Below are 18898 nucleotides of genomic sequence, written 5' to 3' on the forward strand. Positions count from 1 at the left end.
GCTACAGGTGCACAAGGTCCAATAGGATTAACGGGACCAGCAGGTGCAGATGGAGCTACAGGTGCACAAGGTCCAATAGGATTAACGGGACCAGCAGGTGCAGATGGAGCTACAGGTGCACAAGGTCCAATAGGATTAACGGGACCAGCAGGCGCACAAGGCCCAGTAGGGCCAACCGGAAATGGCATATCATCTACAGTTGATAACAATGATGGAACATTTACATTTAATTATACAGACAGTTCAAGCTTTACAACTTCTGACCTAACTGGACCGCAAGGCCCACAAGGTATACAGGGTATTTCAGACGGTAGTACCATATTAAATGGCGTTGTAAATCCTGATGATGGTTCTGACGGAATTGATGGAGATTTTTATATAAACACCGCAACTAACGAACTGTTTGGTCCAAAGTCAGGTGGGATATGGCCTGCAGGGGTTTCTTTAGTAGGCCCTCAGGGTCCTCAAGGACCAATGGGATCTGCTACCAGCGCATGGACAGAAGCTGGAAATCACATTAATTATGATAACCCAGGTGTTGTAGCCATTGGAATTGATTCAAATAATTTCAGTGCAGTAGATCCGTTTACTTCTTTTGATGCTACTACAAAATTAATTGTAGCTGGTAAAGTGTATGCCGAAGAAGTACAGGTTATTGTAGATGCTGATATGTGGCCAGACTATGTATTTGCAAAGGATTACAAATTACTGAGTTTAGAAGATGTTGAAAAATTTATAATTAAAAACAAACATTTACCGGGAATAGATTCGGATAAAGAAATGGAAAAGAACGGACTTCATTTGGGTGAAATGAATGTTAAACTAGTTGAAAAAATAGAAGAACTTACCTTGTATACTATTCAACAAAACAAGCAATTGAAAACTCAAGAAGTTCAAATAAAAGTTTTAGAAGATCAAGCTCTTGAAATTGAACGTCTTCAAAAGGAGAATATAAGTTTAAAATCATTGATGGAAAGATTACTAAAGCTTGAAGAGCAATTAAAAGATAAGAATTAAAAACTCATTTTTTTGCAGTGTAACAGTGCTATTGGAATTACTTTAGCAAAATGAACGGTATTGGATGTAATTTTAAGTAACATGAAAATGAAATTAAGATGTTTTATTTATCTTCTTTTTAGTTTTGGCATATTAAGTGGCCAGACTACCGCAGCAAGTTCTGGAGGGGATTTAGAAGGAGTAGGGGGCTCGGCAAGCTATACTGTGGGACAAACTGTATATCAGTATAATAGTTCCAATAATGGGGATAATTTGTCTGAAGGGGTCCAACAAGCCTTTGAAGTTTCTGAAGTTCTAGGAATTACAGACCCTATTGGACTAGATATTTCAGTATTTCCTAATCCTGCTGCTAGCTTTATTAATTTAAAGTTTGTTGATAACATCTTCTATTCCAGGTGGCCTGAAGGATTGACTATTGAGATTATGGATATTAGAGGAAAATTAATTCACCGTGTTAAAGCCCGTAAGGCATCTACTAGGATAGATATTAAAAATTTAGACGAGGCTACTTATTTCATGAATGTATTGAACAAACGGTCCATTATTAAGACCTTTAAATTTGTTAAATATGTTTATTAGTAAGTTATTCTAAATTGCTTTATTCTAATATGATGCATTTCACCATGTGATTTTCACCTTCTAGGATAAAAGTATGGGATTTATTAGAAATTGAATACAGTACTACATTTTGAAAGTGTTCCTTGTATAAATAAAGAAAATCAAAAATAACTTTTTTTAAGTAATCGTATTTAGGGTCTTGAAAATTTTCTTTTTTTATCTCTTTTGTTTGATTAACCCCAGATTCTAATTTGTGAAATTCATACTTAATCTGCTGAAGAGATTTTTCCTCTTTACTTCCTTTAAATATTTTTTGTGCTTTTTTATAAGCCAAGTGAAAATTAATTCTTTTTAAAACATTTTTAAGTTTAACCAAGTATTCACAAAAAATAGACGCGAACCTGGCGACTAGACTATTCTTTGAATAAATGATATGAGTTTCTATAAGGTAATGATGGTTGCACCACTTCTTTTTATATTCATATTCACCATTACCCATATCAAAATATTCAAAATTATTATGAATACACCAACTAAGTTGTTTGTAGATTAAAAGATTACCAATGCCAAACTTAGAATAATTCATATCAAATGTAGTAATCTCCCCAAAATAGACTTTATCTAGAATAAAATTTAATGTTATTCCTATGGGTACTGTATTGTTGTAAATAACAAATAATGATGCTTTTTTTTCATTTATCAATGAAAAAGCTATTTTTTTATAATTCTCATATTTATTTAATAGATGATTATCAATTTTTTGATGGTTTAACCTTTTAACCTGCATTTCAATTAAAGAATTCATAATATAGTCGTACTCATCTTTTTTAATAGATCCGCAATACATCGTGTATTTAATTGAGAAGCACATCTCTAGTCGCTTTTTTAGTCTATTTAAATTGCTCCTAAAAGCCCCTGGGAGAGAGGTTTTTAAAAAAACATCAACATCTTTAATGTTGTTTTCTAGTATGATACCATAACAATCATGACCTTTTTGAATGATTCTTTTTATCTTAATTTTATCTTCCTCGAAAAATTCTGCATTCAAAAACTTTGGAAAGACAATAAAATTTGTTAAAAAAGGTTTAGCATTGTTAGGGGGGATAAAATTATGTTTCGATTGATGAACTAATTTGTCGTTGAACGAAAATATTAAGGATTTATAGGGATAAACGACGGTATTGTGTTTATGTAGATAATCTAAAAAATGTATACTATTTAATTTAAACATTAGGTTTTGAATTAGTCCTTAATTTCTTTTTCTTATAAAAATCATAAACATATAATTTTATAAGGTTTTTTAGTGTAATTTTTAATATTTCAAAGGCTGTTAATAATGCACCAATAAAATCATCCTTTTTATAGAAAATTAAATAATAAGTTTCATAAAAACAATTGCTCCAGTTTTTTTTGAATTCGGACACTCCATTTCCTAAATCTAGGAAAGGAATTTTGTTTTTATAACACAAATTTAATCTCATGGAGTTGTTTAAATTACCCAGGCCATACTTTTGATAATTTAGGTCGAACGCATGCGTATCACAAAAAAATATCGTTTCGGCAACATGTCTATTTACAGAGATGCTTACAGGTTTATTGTTTGCATATATTACAATTAGAGATGTTTTTTTGTTTCGAATAGAAGATGCTATATCAAGTATATTATTTTCCCAATCCATAATAAAGGAATGCTTTAAAGCTCCGTTCCCAAATCTTTTTGATAACATATCCCTAAGATTTTTCATTAAAAAAGCACATTTCTCATCAGAAATGTGCCCGTAATTGTATTCATAATCAATTAAATGATTGGCCTCAAGTCTTTTCTTAGCACGTTTTAAATTCACCCAAATTTTCTTTTTGTTGTTCTCTTTTAGATAACATTCTACTGAATTGGTGCTTTCTAAACTAATGCCGACCCCACTAAATCCATGATGCACAGCTTTTTTTAAGGTATAGTCCTCACTTTTCAAAAACTTTGGACTGAGATACCCAGGAAATAAACTCAAATATAAAACTCTAGAAGACAAAGATTCTGAGTTAGCATCTTTATTAATTATTTCAAACTCTTTATAACTAACACTTTGTATAAAGCTACTGATTTTACCTTTACCATTTTTATAAAAATCCCAAATGAATTGTTCTTTTCTTATACTCATTTATACTTTAAAAAAAGGAATGTACAATTTTAGATATAATTTCAAGTTGTTCATCGAATATGATTTAGTAAGTCATACTCGCTTTATTAATTTTATTAAGATTTAATTTCTCGGTATCGATATGACAAAAAAGTACTTTAGTAACACTTGGGAAAACAAACATAAAAAAATGAAATCTGATAATTAATCATAAGTTCTTAACAATCTATCTGAAATTTACAGTTTATTAAAATAAAAACGGCAATACTTGATAAGAGTTTTTAATTTAATTTTGATGATTTCAAAGTAAGAAATTATTAGGGCTATAAAGTTATTTTTTTTTCGAAATATCAGATAATGCGTGTCATAAAACATATTAGCCCACTTCTTTTTAATATATGAAATACCATTTCCAAAGTCCATAAAGGTAATATTGTTTTTTGCAGCCCAATCTATATTTAGATAATAATTAAAATTGCCCATACCATATTTTCTATAGTTCATATCGAAGGAATGTGTTTCACAAAATAATAAAACTCCATATATATGTCTATTGACCTGAATACTAATTGGTTTTTCATCCGCATAAACTACAAATAATGATGTTTTTTTATTATTTATTAAACTTACCATATTTTTTATGTTGGAGTCCCAATCAGATAAAAAAGAATGCTCTTCTAGTTTATCTACGAACCTTACAGAAATCATTTCATGTAATGTTTTTAATAAATAAGAACACTTTTCTTCGGTTATACTACCAAAATTATGCTCTAATTTAACAGAATAATCTTTATATAATCTAGCTCTCTTTTTTTTAATTATTTTTCTAAGATCATTTTTTTTTAAAATCTTTAAATAAGAATCAGCTGAGTCATAACCATCTAAACGAATGCCAGCTCCAGAAAAACCATTATGCTTAATCTTTTTTAATTTATAATTTTCACTTTTAAATAACGACGCATTAAGATACCCTGGGAACAAAGATACATAGACTACTCTTGGCAGTATTTGTCTTGATAACCTACTATTATTGCTAAAAATATTTTCATTATAACTAACATGGTCAAAACTATCACAGATTTTACCCTTACCATTTTTATAAAAATCCCATATAAATTGTTCCCGCTTTATTATCATTAATTAAAAGTTTCTTTTATGTATAGACAAAATAGGTATTTGAGTCACTATTGAGTCTGTCTATTATTATATGGTATTTTTAAAGTTCGTTATTCTTAATTTAGATTATTACTGTGTATCTTATTCTTTATCAAGTCTATTATAACTTAAAAAAATCATGCAAACTTATAGAGTAAATAGCTAAATAAACTTATACACTCTTGTTTTTCTTCCTTATAAGTTGTTTGTTATTTTTAAAGTAAACATCAATTTTTAATTTCTTTATTATATTTTTTACATTTATTTTATATATTTCTGCAGATGCAATTAACTTAGCAATTATTGACTTTTTTTTATAATAGATGTGATATTCAAAATTATAAAGAGTATTACACCATTTTTTTTTATAATCAGATACGCCATTTCCTAAATCTAGAAAACTATACTTGTTTTGAATACACCATTTTAGTAACAAATAATTATCTAAATGACCAAGGCTAAATTTACTGTAATCTAAATTGTAGCCATGGCATTCACTAAATAATATAGTGTTTTCAAAATGCCTGTTTACAGATATACTAATTGGATTTTTATAGTCATAAATAACAAATAAAGAGGCCTTCTTATTGTTTATCAAACTAAATAAATTATTAGTGTTTTCGTCCCATTCATTTAAAAAATGATTGATCATGTTTTTATGATGAAATCTTTTTTTAAGTAAACATCTTAACGTATTTAATAAAAAAATAAATTTATCTTTAGTTATGGAGCCATGATAATAACTATATGTAATGTTAACTGATTCTTCTAAACGACTGATACTTCGTCTAAGGTTTTTTTTGGTATTCGTTTTTAAGTATTTCTTTAGAAAAGAATCGATAGTTTCTGGATAAGATATTGAAATTCCTCCACCAGTAAAGTTTACGTGACTTATTTTTTTTAAGTAATAATTCTCCTCGCTTATTAATGTAGATGTTAGAAATGTAGGAAACAGTGTTGTACTAATTACTTTTGAAGTGTTTTTTTGTAAACAATCTTTATTTAAATAATTATTAGTATCGTAATGTATATTGTTATATATAGCTGGGATTTTTCCAACTCTCATGAATTCCCAAATGAATCGTTCTCTCCTAATGTTTGTCATAAATTAATTATTTACCTCAATTTTTATTTGATTATTGAGGCCTTTAATTATATATACGCTAGTTTCATTAATTACTTCATAAACCAAAACATCCTTTATATATTCATTATTCAAATATAAAAAATCATAAAGAGGTCTTTTTAAAAATGGCCTAAAATCCTTTTTTAAATCTATGGCCATCAAGTCATCTTTATTTAAAAATAAAGAGTCGTCAATTTTCGTAAAGAGATAAGGCATTTGAAAAGATTTTTTTTTCTTTTTTTTGTTGGCCTTTAATAGGTTATTTAAGTTTTTCGATAATATAAAATTAATTAAATAATACTTGTACCTCAAGAACGTGCTATATATGTTTACAATTAAACTGTTCTTCTTGTATAAAACATGATGATCAAAATTATAAGTGGTATTGCACCAATTAATTTTGTTTTCAAAGCCCCCATAGCCCATATCAAAAAAACTATAGCCATTTGAAATACACCATTCCAAATTTTTATATATGACTACATTTCCTGGAGCAAATTTGTAATAATCTATATCAAAAGTGGGTATAGCAAAATAGAATACACTTTTGAAATGAAAATTTAATGAAAAGGCGATAGCTTTATCTTTATTATAAACTACAAATAAGGATGCTTTTTTATTAATAATTAGGTCGCGTGTATTTCTTAAGTAATATTCCCAATTTTCTAAAACCAAATTTCTGTCATTTCTTTGTTCAAACCTTTTAATTAGCATCCTTTGAAAATCATCCATCAAAGAATAATATAAGTTTTCTGATAATTCACCGAAATACATTTTATAGTCTATATCTAGACAGGCTTCAATTTTCTTAACCGATCTTCTCGCATTACCTCTAAAATTCGTTTTGCAATGATTCTTAAGGTAATCATCAATAGAATTTACCTCTTGTAAATTAGCAGCATATCCTTGTTTTAGAAATATTTTTCTTATGAATAAACTCGAATCTAATTCGAAATTTAAATAACTAGGAGCGTATTGATATGAGTAAATTTTAAACACTTTTTTTTTAAGCTCACTTAATCCAATAGACGTTTCTTTCTCGTTTTTGTGTGAAATGGCAATGTAGCCGTCTGGAATATTAGATTTTTCAAATAACTCTTTGTAAAAATCCTTTGTTTTTATGAAATTTAATTTCATGGTATATTATTTAACAGCCAATGTTTGACTATTGTTTTCACCTTTTAGAAGGTATGATGTGTTACTTTGACTGGTTATTTCAAAAACCGCTAAATTTTTTAAATGTTCACTATTTAAAAAAAGAAAATCAAATGCGTGTTTTTTTAAAAATGAATATTTTCTATCCTGAAGACTAACTTGAGCTAAAGCATCTTCATCGTATGTGATTAATTCCTCAGTAATTATTAATTGTGGGCTTAGTGATTTAGACTTTTTCTTACGAAGAAAAAAGCTAAACTTATGTAATTTTTTATTTAATTCTTTATCCCTTAAATATTGTTTTAAATTAAAGAAAACGGATAGGCTATTGGCTAGTAAAAATGAACTTATACTATTACGATCATAATGGATATGGTATTCAAAGTTATATTTTAAATCACTCCAACTTTCTTTATAATCAAAGTATCCTTTTGAAAAATCGAATATTTTATAATTTTCTTTAAAGCTCCACTGAAGCATCTTCATAATTGATAATTTACCTAAATGAAATTTTGTATAGTCAATATCAAAAACGGTAATAGCATCGAAAATGATGTCTTCAGAAAAGTATAGTAACCTAACACTAATTGGAATGTCATCACTATAAATTACATATAAACCGGCTTTATTCTCGAGTAGGAGGGGGTATGCAACATCTTTATAAAAAGACCATTCTTCTGGGTTTAAATTATTATTAGTTATCTGCTTATCTTCAAAACGTTTTGTTAGTAATTTATGGAAATGTTTAAAAACAAAATCGTATTCTAATTTGTCAGTATCTGACCCCCACAGCATTTTCTCTGTTAAATTAAAACAGTTTTCCAAACGCTTATTATACCTATTTAATTTTTGAATACTTCTTTTGCTAAAAGTGGCTCTGAAATAATCATTAAAATCGGAGTAATTTTCAAGATTGATTAAAAACCCGGGATACTGGTTTATTTTTATAGACTTAATATTTTCTACTTCAATAGAATTGTCTATTTCAAAATATTTTGGTACATCATAAATTAAAAATACTTTTTTCCTGAAATCTTTAAGTTTGTCTTTTGAAATTTCATAGGACATCCCTTTAGTTAAGTTTTTACCAATATTTGTATAGAGACGGCATATATTTGACTTATAGAACCCTATATTGATATAACTGAAAGTAGATGTTTTCTTCTTAAAGTGATTACACCAAATTTTATTAAAACTAGACGATAAAAAGGGATTGTAAATAATCACATCTGAACATTTATATCCTCAATAGATCTATAGCTTGGAAAATAATCACTTTGCTTATTTTCGGTTTTAGACATTACTAGTTCATTATAAACTTCTTTGTTTGTAATCCATTTCCATAGGTAAAACTGTTTGTAGTCCTTAGAAAAGGATGATTTAAAATGAAATAGCGAGTCCGTGTCACTTCCTCCTAATCCCCCTCCCAAATTAAAGTATTTTTTTCCTTCCTGAGAAGCCTTAATCCTCATTTCATCTATCAATAACTTTGTAGGGTTTAATTTTGAGTATTCAAGATCTGTACCTGATAGATGATATTGTACAATTCTATTGGTAGTAATAAAAATACTTCCACCAATAATTTTATTTGTTTTATTGTGTATGACTAATAAAATAGTAGCCGCAAAGTCTTTACTATTTAGTATTTGTTTAAAGTAGTTTTTACTGAAATAATAATATTTTTTAGCATTTACTCTGTCCATATTTTGATAATATAGATCAATAAATGTTTTTAATTCTTTTTCAGAATTTGCTATTTTTATCGAACATTCCTTCCTTGATTTATTAATATAAGTTTTAAGTCTACTCCGGTATTTACTTCTCTGTTCCTCAAGGGGTTTACTTATTTCAATATTGACAACTTTTCCTTGTGGTGTTAAGCTGCCTATATCAAATAAAATTCTGTCTTGATTCTTTATAAATGGGTTTAACCTAGAAAAAACAGAGATTATATTATTGTCATTAAAATAATTCTTAAGATGCTTTATGAAATTAGAATTATCAAAATCATTTCCAATACCTTTTGATACCGGTCCCACATAGCCATAGACTGAAGTGGCATCTTTGTATATAGTACTGTAAATGTCACGAATAATTAAAGGTAACCCAATAATGATATCATTTTCTATGTATTTTATAAGAATAGGTTTTTCTGTGCTCGATGATCCCAATTTGTTATAATCATATGTGTGATAAAAGTCGTAGTTACCAATGTCTTTTAAAAATAAATCCCAATCTTTTTTTTCTGTTATGATTTCAAAATCACTTTCAATTTGGCTTAAATTATCGCTAATTTTTAATTTGGGTTTCTGTAAATTAGTTTTACTAATTGAGTCATATAGTACTTTCGAGAGTAGTCCAGATAGCCAGATAATTCTGCCACAATGCTCTACATGCCAAACAGCATTATTATTAATTACATTCCCAGCTACTAAAGGCCCCATAATATGAAAATCAGGTATAGATTCTAACGAATTATTTAAACTCAAACCAATTTTTGAATCGTTCATTTCACAACACCCGTTTTTAAGTAAATTATTCAATAAAACAGGAGTGTTATTATCAGTCAAATTCATTCCCCCAATACAGTTTATTACTAAATGATATTTTTTATTAAAGGTCTTTTCTGTGTTTGTTTTTGTATCTAAATACCTAAGGCTATATTCATTGGTTTCTTCATCTAAAACTAAATCTTTAAAACGACCAGCTAAATGTATAAAGCGATCTTCTTTTTTTAGCATCCTTATGGTATCAGTATAATGTACACCGGCACACCTTTGTTTTTTACCAATTTCGTTACCGTAATGACATGCGAATTTTTTTAGTTCCTCAGATTCTAATTTGGTAAGCAAAGTGCCAAAAGCAGAAGAAATAGTATCAACGGTGGATGCAGCTCCAAGACTTATTTTATCAGTTTCATTAATATCTTCAAAAGCAGCTTTAGCAATAACTTTAGCTGATAAAGAACCTTTTCTTTGTAATTTGTTTAAATTATAAGGTTGAAATTCATTTTTCCTTTTCTCATCTATTATAGCATCAGGGGTCCTTCCTTGTGTTGAAAGAAGCATAAAATCATTCAGACTATTTCTATTTGAATTGTCGTTGTCATTTAATTTATATAAGAGCTCAAGTGCACTTGCATTAGCTCCAATTATGAGAACATTAGTCTTTTTGTTTATTTCTGATCGCTTTTCTAAAAAAGAATTAATAGTATCCAAAGTTTTGTTTAAATTTGGACTATAAGGGGAGTTGACAAACATTAAATTGTTTTCTTCAATAAGGTCTAATTCTTTCCATAATTTTTTCACTGGAAGTGATCCTATAGAAAGCACAACTTTTTTTGATAGAATGCTATTCCCATTTTCAATTGAGATATCAAAAATATTTTCATTTTTTATAATGTCAACTACTTCTTTTTCTATATAATTAACATTTATTAAACCATTCTCTACACAATATTGTATTTTATTTTTAACTCTTTCATTGATATATATGCCAAAAAACCTTCGAGGTAGAAAAAGATCTTTCCAATCGTTATTTTCTATTGCTGCTTGATTATCTGTTAACCATTTTTTTGTTAAAACGCCTCCTTCTTCTTTATACGCCTCTAATAGCCAACCTTTGTTTAAGTTAAGCCAATTTATAAATCTAGTACGTTCTGGTTCAGGCAGGAAATTTTTTAATGAAGTTATTAGTAAGGTTGAAAAACCAGACCTACTTCCATAAGGAATCCCTGTGTTAAATTCAGAATATTTATCAATAATATTAATTGATATTTTATGAGTTAATTTTTTTTTATCTAAAAGATTCAAAAAATTTATTATGGTAAATGACGTCGAAATACCTGAGCCAACAAATGTAATATCATTCACTTTATTAAGATTGTTATCCACTTTATGAGGTTTTTTTTGTTTTTATTATTTTACCAGGGTTACCTACTACAACAGAATAATCAGGAATGTCTTTTAGTACTATTGTACCAGCACCAATAGTGCACCATTTTCCAATTTTCACTTTTGGTATAACAACGGCACCAACACCTATATGACTTCCTTCTCCTACTTCAACATGCCCACATAATGCAGCTTTTGGTGAAATATGAGCATAATCACCAATGATATTATCATGATCAATACTTGCTCCAGTATTAACAATCACGTGTTCTCCAATAGTAGTATTAGGCTGTATTATTGCACCTGCAAATACCACCGTACCGGATCCTATTTTAGAAGTTGAAGAAATAATTGCTGATTTGTGAATTGCTATACCAAAACTTGAATTTAGGAAACCAGCAATTTCAGATCTTTCAAAATTATTACCAATAGCAATAATTACAGGATGTCCTTCATGCGGAAACTTTTTTAGATTATCTCCTCTAAGCCCCTCAGAAACTTTTTTAGATGCAAAATGAACCATTTGCGGTTTGTCATCAAAAACTTCAGTTATAAAATAACCATTATCTAGTAACACTTCTTTTATTACTTGAGAATGACCTCCAGCACCATAAATCCGTACCCTTTTTTCTTTTTGCTTGATCATAATTATCTTTTGTGTCTTTTTAAATTATTCTTTACGTCGTAATTCGTCCAAATAAGGTTGGGATTTTGTGGCATCAACGGCTACATCTTCAGAAGCTAAAACTTTATAAATAGTCTTCAGGAAAATATTAAAATCAACTTTTAAAGATACTGTATCAACGTATTTAACATCAAGTTTCAATCTTGGCTCCCAATCAATAAAATTTCTTCCATTCACTTGTGCTAAGCCAGTAATTCCTGGTTTAACATGATGTCTTTTTCGTTCTTCATTTGTATAATAGGGAAGGTATCGGGGAAGAAGGGGTCTAGGACCTATAATTGACATATCTCCCTTTAAAACGTTAAACAACTGCGGAATTTCATCTATAGATGTTTTTCTAATAATTTTTCCTATTGAAGTTATTCTGTCGGAGTCTGGTAGTAAGTTTCCATTACTATCCTTTTTGTCAGTCATGGTCTTAAATTTAATAATATTAAATATTCTTTCGTTTTTACCTGGTCTTTTCTGAATAAAAAAGGGTTTTCCATTATTTGCCAATGCTAATAAAATTGTAGCAATAACAATAATTGGCGATAATACTATAATAGCTAAAAATGATATTGAAAAATCTAATATTGGTTTAAGAGTAATTTTATAATTCATAAGTAGATGTGAGCTATAATTTTTATTATAAGAATGTAGAGGGCTTACCATTATAATAAAACTTTCTATAATTATTCAAATATAAAAATATATTCAGTGCTTTTTAATGTATCTCGTCCAATTTCGTTTATTTAAACTTTTTCATCGTTAATGGTACAAAAGTGTTTATGACATTAGCTGTTCATCTTATAATTTGACATTTTTATTTTAACATAATTCATGAAAATCAAGTCAATTATATGTACGTCTAGAAGATTGAGTTTAGAGTGCGTTTGGTATTTCAATATTTTTTAATGATAATTTTATGTAAAAAAAAAACTAATACACTTTTTTAATTTTACAATAACAAGAATAGTGTAATTTTTTTATTTTAAATAAATACCAAAATTATAAGATGTTACTTATAACCCTAATTGAATTCTAATTTTAACCATATTTAAGAAGGAAGGAGGTGATTTAATTTCAAGCCAAAACAGGAATAAATTTTTAGGTTAAAATATTGAGAAAAAGATAAGATTTTGTTTACTAAAAAAGAAGGTTTTTTCTAAGTAGTTGTTTTGATATTAGTTATTAACAATTTTATGATAATCGCCTAATCTCAATTATATTTGCATTTCTTGATTTTTATACGTCTAAAAGGGGTGGTTTATCGTATATAACTTAAAATATTTTTCTGTTATTAGTATTATTTAAAAATTAAACTCTCAAAATGCAAAAAATAAAAAAAATGGTTAAAAATAAGGGCTTTTTTATGTCCATAATAGTTATTACGTTAACATTAGTTTGTGGTGCAAGTAATAATAATTTGTTTGCTCATACCAAAGTAGGATTTGATAATTTAATAAATGAGTTAGAAAATAAAGCAATAATAAAAGACACAATATTTGTTTTTGAACCTAAGCGCTGGGGTATAGTTGAAGGTAAGGTTTCTGATGAAATAGCCTTGAATAATAGAAATATTTTAAACTCAGTTATGGCAGAGTTAAAAAAAGTAGGAATCAACACTATGAAAATTGGAGTAATGGACGCTTATTTTAAAGTGGATGTTAATAGCATTAATAGACAGACAAATTTTGATGCTTCTATTCAAGTACCATCAGATTTTAATTTAGTGATGAGTGATGGTACATATATAAGAGTACAGCCAAATTCGGAAGCGACATATACCTTAATGACAGTTTATCTTAAAGACAATACAACAATAACTGGAGGACATTTAGTTGGAGACAGATTTGAACATGATTATTCGCCAACAAAAGATAATCATAATGTTTCACGAGATGAACACGGTTGGGGTTTTTTATTATGGATAATAGGGTCTGAAAATATTGTTATTGATAATGTACATTTGAGCAAGGCTACAGGAGACGGATTAGTTTTTCATTCAAAAACACTTCGTAATACTGATGGTACTTTGGGACCAACTAACAGAGAAGTGAATAATGTTTTAGTTAAAAACTTGACGATTGATGAATGTAGAAGGAATGGTTTAAGTGTATTGGATGGCAGAAATATTACAATCGACAATTGTAATATAACAAACACAGGAAACGGTTCACAAGCTTATGATGCTAATGGGGCAAAAATTTTTAGCGCATCTGGTGTAGCACCAAAGTATGGTATAGATTTGGAAGCTATTCGCACCAGAGATGATAACGGTATACTGGAAGAAACTGCATTAATTGAGAATATTACAGTCAAAAATTCCAATTTTACAGGTAATACATCTGGAGATATTGTTTTATATACAGCAAGTCACGTGATTGTTGAAAACAATTACTTTGATAAATGGATTTCAAACAAAGCTTCTGATAATGTAAAAATTACAAATAATATTTTTGAGTCTAGAGATCCTTCTTATTTTGCAATAGCCGTCAATTCATTTAAGGATCCTTTTGGAAAAGAACTCAATCATGATTATCTTATTAGTGGTAATACGGTGACAAATTATAGTGTTGGAATAAGAGTCGCAGGAGAAAACCAAGAAGTCAGCAATAACACTATTATAGATTGTACTACAGGAATTTACTTTGTAAGTAATTTAATTAATGGTAATTTTAAAAACAATAAAATAAACAGTTCTCTATCCGTTAGTTATGGTTATAGGAATTTTAGAAATTCTAATAATTTAGAAAATGTCATTGTCAGTAATGAACTTATTAACGTAAGGCATAGACCTATAAGTTTTATTGATATTCTTAATCTTAGCAACTCAGGTACACCGCAAATAACTTTTCAAAACTGTAATTTTACAACTAGTAGTACAAATTTTAAATTGTACATAAACAAAGGAAAAAATATCAAATTTCAAAATAACTATAGTAATACATCATTTGATATAATTAACTCAGAAAATATTGTTTTAATTAATAATGACACTTTTAATTAGTTGAAATAAGGTTGTCGTTTTAGCATATTTCGAAAAAATTAAGGGTTGTATGGTTTTGTTTTAAAAAATAGAAAATGAAAATTTGTTTAAGACCAAATTAATTAGTCGTGAAGTTTGTGTTTAATTAAATTATTTGAATAACTCTTTTTTAGCGATTGTCTGAAATCTGTTTTTGATACTTGTCTTTCTTCATAATGTATTGATGTTTTTTTGTTGTAAAATTGATCTGTGGAATGTCGCGTTATGCGAATAATTTAGAAAAATTGATTTTATTCGTCAAAGAAGTTTTCAGATTGTATTTAACATTCTTTTTCTATTTTAAGGATTTTTTTGAAACGCTTGAAGTTGGATGCTTTAAGCGTCAGCGATGAAGGCTATGTTTTGAACAATAATTGGTTTATGTTATATAGGCTATTTTATAAAAGGATTGATCTGTTGAACTATTCATTATTAGCGGTCAAGGGGACTATGCTTGCAAACTCTTTGATATGCTCAAAATCTAATTACAATGTGCATTAGAGTCAACAATTTTTATTTGATATAACATGTTGTTAATTTAACTACCGTGTTTAAAAATGTTGATTTCAGAAGAACTATCTTTAAAAAAAAATTGGATGTTAATTGAACTAGAATATATTTCAGATTATATTTAGTTAAAGAATAAATTTGGGCTTCAATATAATTTAAATAATTGCTCGTTAAGCATAAACACAATCTAGAATGTGATTTTTTCAGTATTGAATAGTTTAACTAATTAAATTCAATTTATGTATTTCAACGATAAGTAATTACTTACATAACGTGCTTTTTGTCGAAATTAATGGTTTTTAGCCGTTTATTTTTTTTTAATATTTTTATATTTGTTTCAGATAATTTCCCTCCCCAAATTGAAATTAAGATGATAAAAACGAAGAGAGTTATGCTGTTAGCATTTGTAATTATGATATCTGTGACGTCATGCAACAAAGAAGAATTATTTATTGAACCTGTTGAAGAAGTGGTTACAGATGATAAGGTAGAAGATAAGAATGAAGACAAAGAAGAAGAGAGTAAATCAGATGCCTCATTACCTTGTGACTTTAATTTGGATAATGTAGAACCTAATTCAACTGTTATTATTAATTGTATCCTAGATTTAGGAGGAAGTTCTGTTAAATTACCCGAAGGAATCACCTTTTTATTTGAAGGAGGAGATATAATAAATGGTACTCTTGATCTTTCTAAAAATACGATTATTTCTGAAGAATTTTTGAATGCTACTTTAACTTTAATAGGCTCTACGCCACAAATAAAAGATAAGACGTTTAATTTTATTCCAGAACGTTGGGGAATAGTTGAAGGTAAAGTTTCTGATGCCGTAGCCTTAAATAATAGAATTATAATCAATGATGTTATAGAAAGAACGAAAGCCATGTCGGTTACTACATTTAGAATTGATAAAATGGATGCCTATTTTAATGTTGAAGCCAATAAGGTTAATAGAAAATATAGCTTTGATAGATCAATTAGAGTGCCTTCAAATTTTCATTTTGAAATGAGTGAAAATACATTTTTAAGAGTTCAACCAACGCATTTTCCAGCATATGCACTTATTACAACTATGGTATCTGATAATGCAATTATTTCTGGAGGAAATTTAATTGGTGATCGTTGGGAGCATGATTACACACCTATTTATGATATAGCCGGAGTGAATAGAGAGGAGCATGGGAATGGACATCTAATATGGATTATTGGCGCCCATAATGCTATTGTTGATAATGTTAAGATTAGTAACGCTATTGGTGAAGGAATACAAGTACACGCAGAAACTATTAGAAATCCTGATGGTTCATTGAAACAAGGAACAAGAACAAGCGAAAATGTTTTAATAAAAAATTGCCTAATAACAGAAAGTAGGCGTAATGGAATTGCTATTATTGATGCCAACGGTGTTGTTATTGATAATTGTGATATCGTTGATACCGGAAAAGGAGAACAGGCTTATGATGGAAATGGCAAAAAGATTTTCAGTAGTTCTGGAGCAATACCAAAATATGGTATTGATTTAGAAGCACTTAGGTATATTAATGATGATGGGACTATGAATGAAATTAATAAAATTGAAAACGTTATAATCAGAAATTCAAGACTGACGGGTAACGAATTTGGTGATATAACGTTGTTTACTTGTAGTAATGTTGTCATTGAGAATAACTATTTTGACAAATGGGTAGCTAATGTAGCAGCAAATGATATCACTATAAGAAATAACACTTTTGAATCACGAGAATCAGGGAATTTCAATGCTATAAATATTCAGTCTTATTCAAGAGGAGGGGTAGAACATAATTATAACTATTCCATTACTGGGAATAAAATAAAAAATTACGCTAATGGTATTAGTGTGGCCGGAAAAAATTTTACAATTAAGAATAACGTAATAACAGATTGTAATATTGGAGTATTTTTGAAAGGTTATCTTTATGATGCTGTTTTCTCTGAAAACAATATTAAAAGTAATTTAGATGTTAGTTATGGTTACAAATGTTTTAACAACGCTCAAAACTCTAATAATATAAGTGTAAGTAATGAATTCGTTGACGTTACTAATCGACCATTAAGTTTAATTGGATTTCTTAGTGAAAGTTCAATAGGCAAGACTCAGATTTCATTTGATAATTGCACATTTAATACTAAAAGCAAAAACTTTTCCCTTTACCTTAATAATGCTAAGAATATTGAGTTTAAAAACAACACTAGTAACACAGATTTTGAAATTATCAAGTCAGAAAATATTGTTTTAACTAATAATAATATGAATAACTAAAAATTTACATTTCTATTGCTTTAAATTTAAATTAAGGTACTTTTAAAGGTTTGTAATTTATTTGAAATCAAAAATTTACTCTTTTAAGTATATATTCAGTTCATATAATAGTATTTATCCAGACTCCGTGTTGTCAGAAGAGGAAAGGAGTTCAAATTATTTATATGTAGAAATATTAATTTGAGTTTGTGAAATGTCCTTGACATTAAATTATTAGCCTAGGTTTTTTAAGCTTAAAAAGTAAAAAGAGGATTTTTTTTAAAGTCCTCTTTTTTTATAAGTTGTGTCATTTTGAAAAACTGGATTCTATTCTAAAGTAAATAGTACTTAAACCATTTATAGCTTTTAATCCTTTGAATTTTTTAAACCATATTGGTAGTTGAATAGTGGAGAGTTATTTTAAGTACATGGGTCTTTAGAGTTTTTTTAATGTTCAGAAGATGCTGTATTAGAACCATGTGTAATACCACTTAAAAATATATTTAAAGAAGCTTAGTAAAATCGAGATAATAAAAATGTTAAAAATGTTCATTTGGCATATAAATATAAGCATAAGAATAAAGTTTTGGAATCTAAAAAATTAAGATATAGCTGTTTAATTAGTAATAAACATTATTTATTTGAAGGATTGATTTTTTTCAACCTAGAAGAAATTCATTTTTAAATTAAATAAATACATTGGAAACTAGGACAAAATTACTTTTACAAGTAATAACAACTAGATACACTAATGTTCTTTTCGTTGATATTTCATTGCTTTTTCCCGTTTATTTTTTATTTCCAAAATCTAATATCTCAATGATGAACATTTTCACTTAATAAAAAAAGTATATTGAAAATTATTTCAATATACTTTTTAAGCATTGTCTCTTGAAGAGAATATAGTAATAACTTTCTACTATTTACATTTATTTAGTACAAAGTAAGTTAAATGAACTAATTGAGTCAATCCACTTATTTTAGGGAAAAAGTTACTTAATGATTATTTTTTTAATCGATTTTCCTTGGTTAGTTTCTATTTCTACAAAATACACACCACTTTTTAGACCACTAACGTTTATTCTCTGCGACATCACCGAAAGAATACGCTGACCATAGGCATTATAAAAATGAACTTGTTTAAGTTTAACTTCATAATCCAGATCTATGTTTAAAATATCTTTAACTGGATTAGGGTATAACTTGTAATTAATAATCACTGTTTGTTCTTGAGGTGAAACTGCAGTATTTTTATTTTTAGAGTTAGAAGATATTTTAGAAGTTGAACTATTTAGATGACCCATAATTTCAATGGCGTTAATCAGTGGATTGCCTACCTCGTGATCGAAAGCTATATTAAGTGTGCCATCGTTTACCGTTACTTGATATGACTT

Annotated in this window: 13 protein-coding genes and 1 pseudogene; 4 read left to right on the top strand and 10 right to left on the bottom strand. The window is 28.1% G+C overall.

Going from position 1 to position 18898, the window contains the following annotated elements:
* Both Q0857_RS16340 and Q0857_RS16345 read left to right on the top strand, forming a co-directional pair.
* Positions 1–1017: pseudogene (locus Q0857_RS16340) on the top strand (hypothetical protein); the annotation flags it as partial.
* A gap of 87 nt (positions 1018–1104) precedes the next feature.
* Entirely contained in the window at positions 1105–1596 is a 492-nt protein-coding gene (locus Q0857_RS16345) for a T9SS type A sorting domain-containing protein (RefSeq protein ID WP_298537815.1), read from the top strand.
* Between the two features lie 19 nt (positions 1597–1615).
* On the opposite strand, the gene Q0857_RS16350 is transcribed toward Q0857_RS16345, so the two are convergent.
* From Q0857_RS16350 to Q0857_RS16390, 9 genes are all read right to left on the bottom strand, one after another.
* Positions 1616–2623: a GNAT family N-acetyltransferase gene (locus tag Q0857_RS16350; RefSeq protein WP_298537818.1), complete on the bottom strand. Its 1008-nt coding sequence runs from the start codon at positions 2621–2623 to the stop codon at positions 1616–1618.
* Between the two features lie 175 nt (positions 2624–2798).
* Entirely contained in the window at positions 2799–3731 is a 933-nt protein-coding gene (locus tag Q0857_RS16355) for a hypothetical protein (RefSeq protein ID WP_298537822.1), read from the bottom strand.
* Between the two features lie 216 nt (positions 3732–3947).
* A complete protein-coding gene (locus Q0857_RS16360; protein ID WP_298537826.1) occupies positions 3948–4847 on the bottom strand; it encodes a GNAT family N-acetyltransferase in 900 nt (299 codons plus the stop codon).
* A 190-nt stretch (positions 4848–5037) separates the two neighbouring features.
* A complete protein-coding gene (locus Q0857_RS16365; protein ID WP_298537829.1) occupies positions 5038–5970 on the bottom strand; it encodes a GNAT family N-acetyltransferase in 933 nt (310 codons plus the stop codon).
* A gap of 3 nt (positions 5971–5973) precedes the next feature.
* On the bottom strand, positions 5974–7128 hold the full coding sequence (locus tag Q0857_RS16370; RefSeq protein WP_298537832.1) for a GNAT family N-acetyltransferase: 1155 nt from the start codon (positions 7126–7128) through the stop codon (positions 5974–5976).
* A 6-nt stretch (positions 7129–7134) separates the two neighbouring features.
* Positions 7135–8214 (bottom strand): GNAT family N-acetyltransferase, encoded by a 1080-nt coding sequence (locus tag Q0857_RS16375; RefSeq protein ID WP_298537836.1) that lies wholly within the window; start codon positions 8212–8214, stop codon positions 7135–7137.
* Positions 8215–8369: 155 nt separating this feature from the next.
* On the bottom strand, positions 8370–11039 hold the full coding sequence (locus tag Q0857_RS16380; protein WP_298537838.1) for a GNAT family N-acetyltransferase: 2670 nt from the start codon (positions 11037–11039) through the stop codon (positions 8370–8372).
* Position 11040: 1 nt separating this feature from the next.
* Positions 11041–11685, bottom strand: a complete 645-nt coding sequence (locus Q0857_RS16385) for an acetyltransferase (protein ID WP_298537841.1) — start codon at positions 11683–11685, stop codon at positions 11041–11043.
* Positions 11686–11709: 24 nt separating this feature from the next.
* A complete protein-coding gene (locus tag Q0857_RS16390; RefSeq protein WP_298537844.1) occupies positions 11710–12327 on the bottom strand; it encodes a sugar transferase in 618 nt (205 codons plus the stop codon).
* A 709-nt stretch (positions 12328–13036) separates the two neighbouring features.
* Between Q0857_RS16390 and Q0857_RS16395 the strand changes: the two genes are divergently transcribed.
* Together Q0857_RS16395 and Q0857_RS16400 are read left to right on the top strand one after the other, a co-directional pair.
* A complete protein-coding gene (locus Q0857_RS16395; protein WP_298537848.1) occupies positions 13037–14716 on the top strand; it encodes a right-handed parallel beta-helix repeat-containing protein in 1680 nt (559 codons plus the stop codon).
* A gap of 898 nt (positions 14717–15614) precedes the next feature.
* A complete protein-coding gene (locus Q0857_RS16400) occupies positions 15615–17525 on the top strand; it encodes a right-handed parallel beta-helix repeat-containing protein (RefSeq protein WP_298537850.1) in 1911 nt (636 codons plus the stop codon).
* 971 nt (positions 17526–18496) lie between these two features.
* Here Q0857_RS16400 and Q0857_RS16405 read toward each other — a convergent pair.
* On the bottom strand, positions 18497–18898 hold a 402-nt coding region (locus Q0857_RS16405; protein WP_298537855.1), incomplete at its 5' end, for a T9SS type A sorting domain-containing protein.

This window comes from uncultured Algibacter sp., from assembly GCF_947495925.1.
GTDB lineage: Bacteria > Bacteroidota > Bacteroidia > Flavobacteriales > Flavobacteriaceae > Algibacter_E.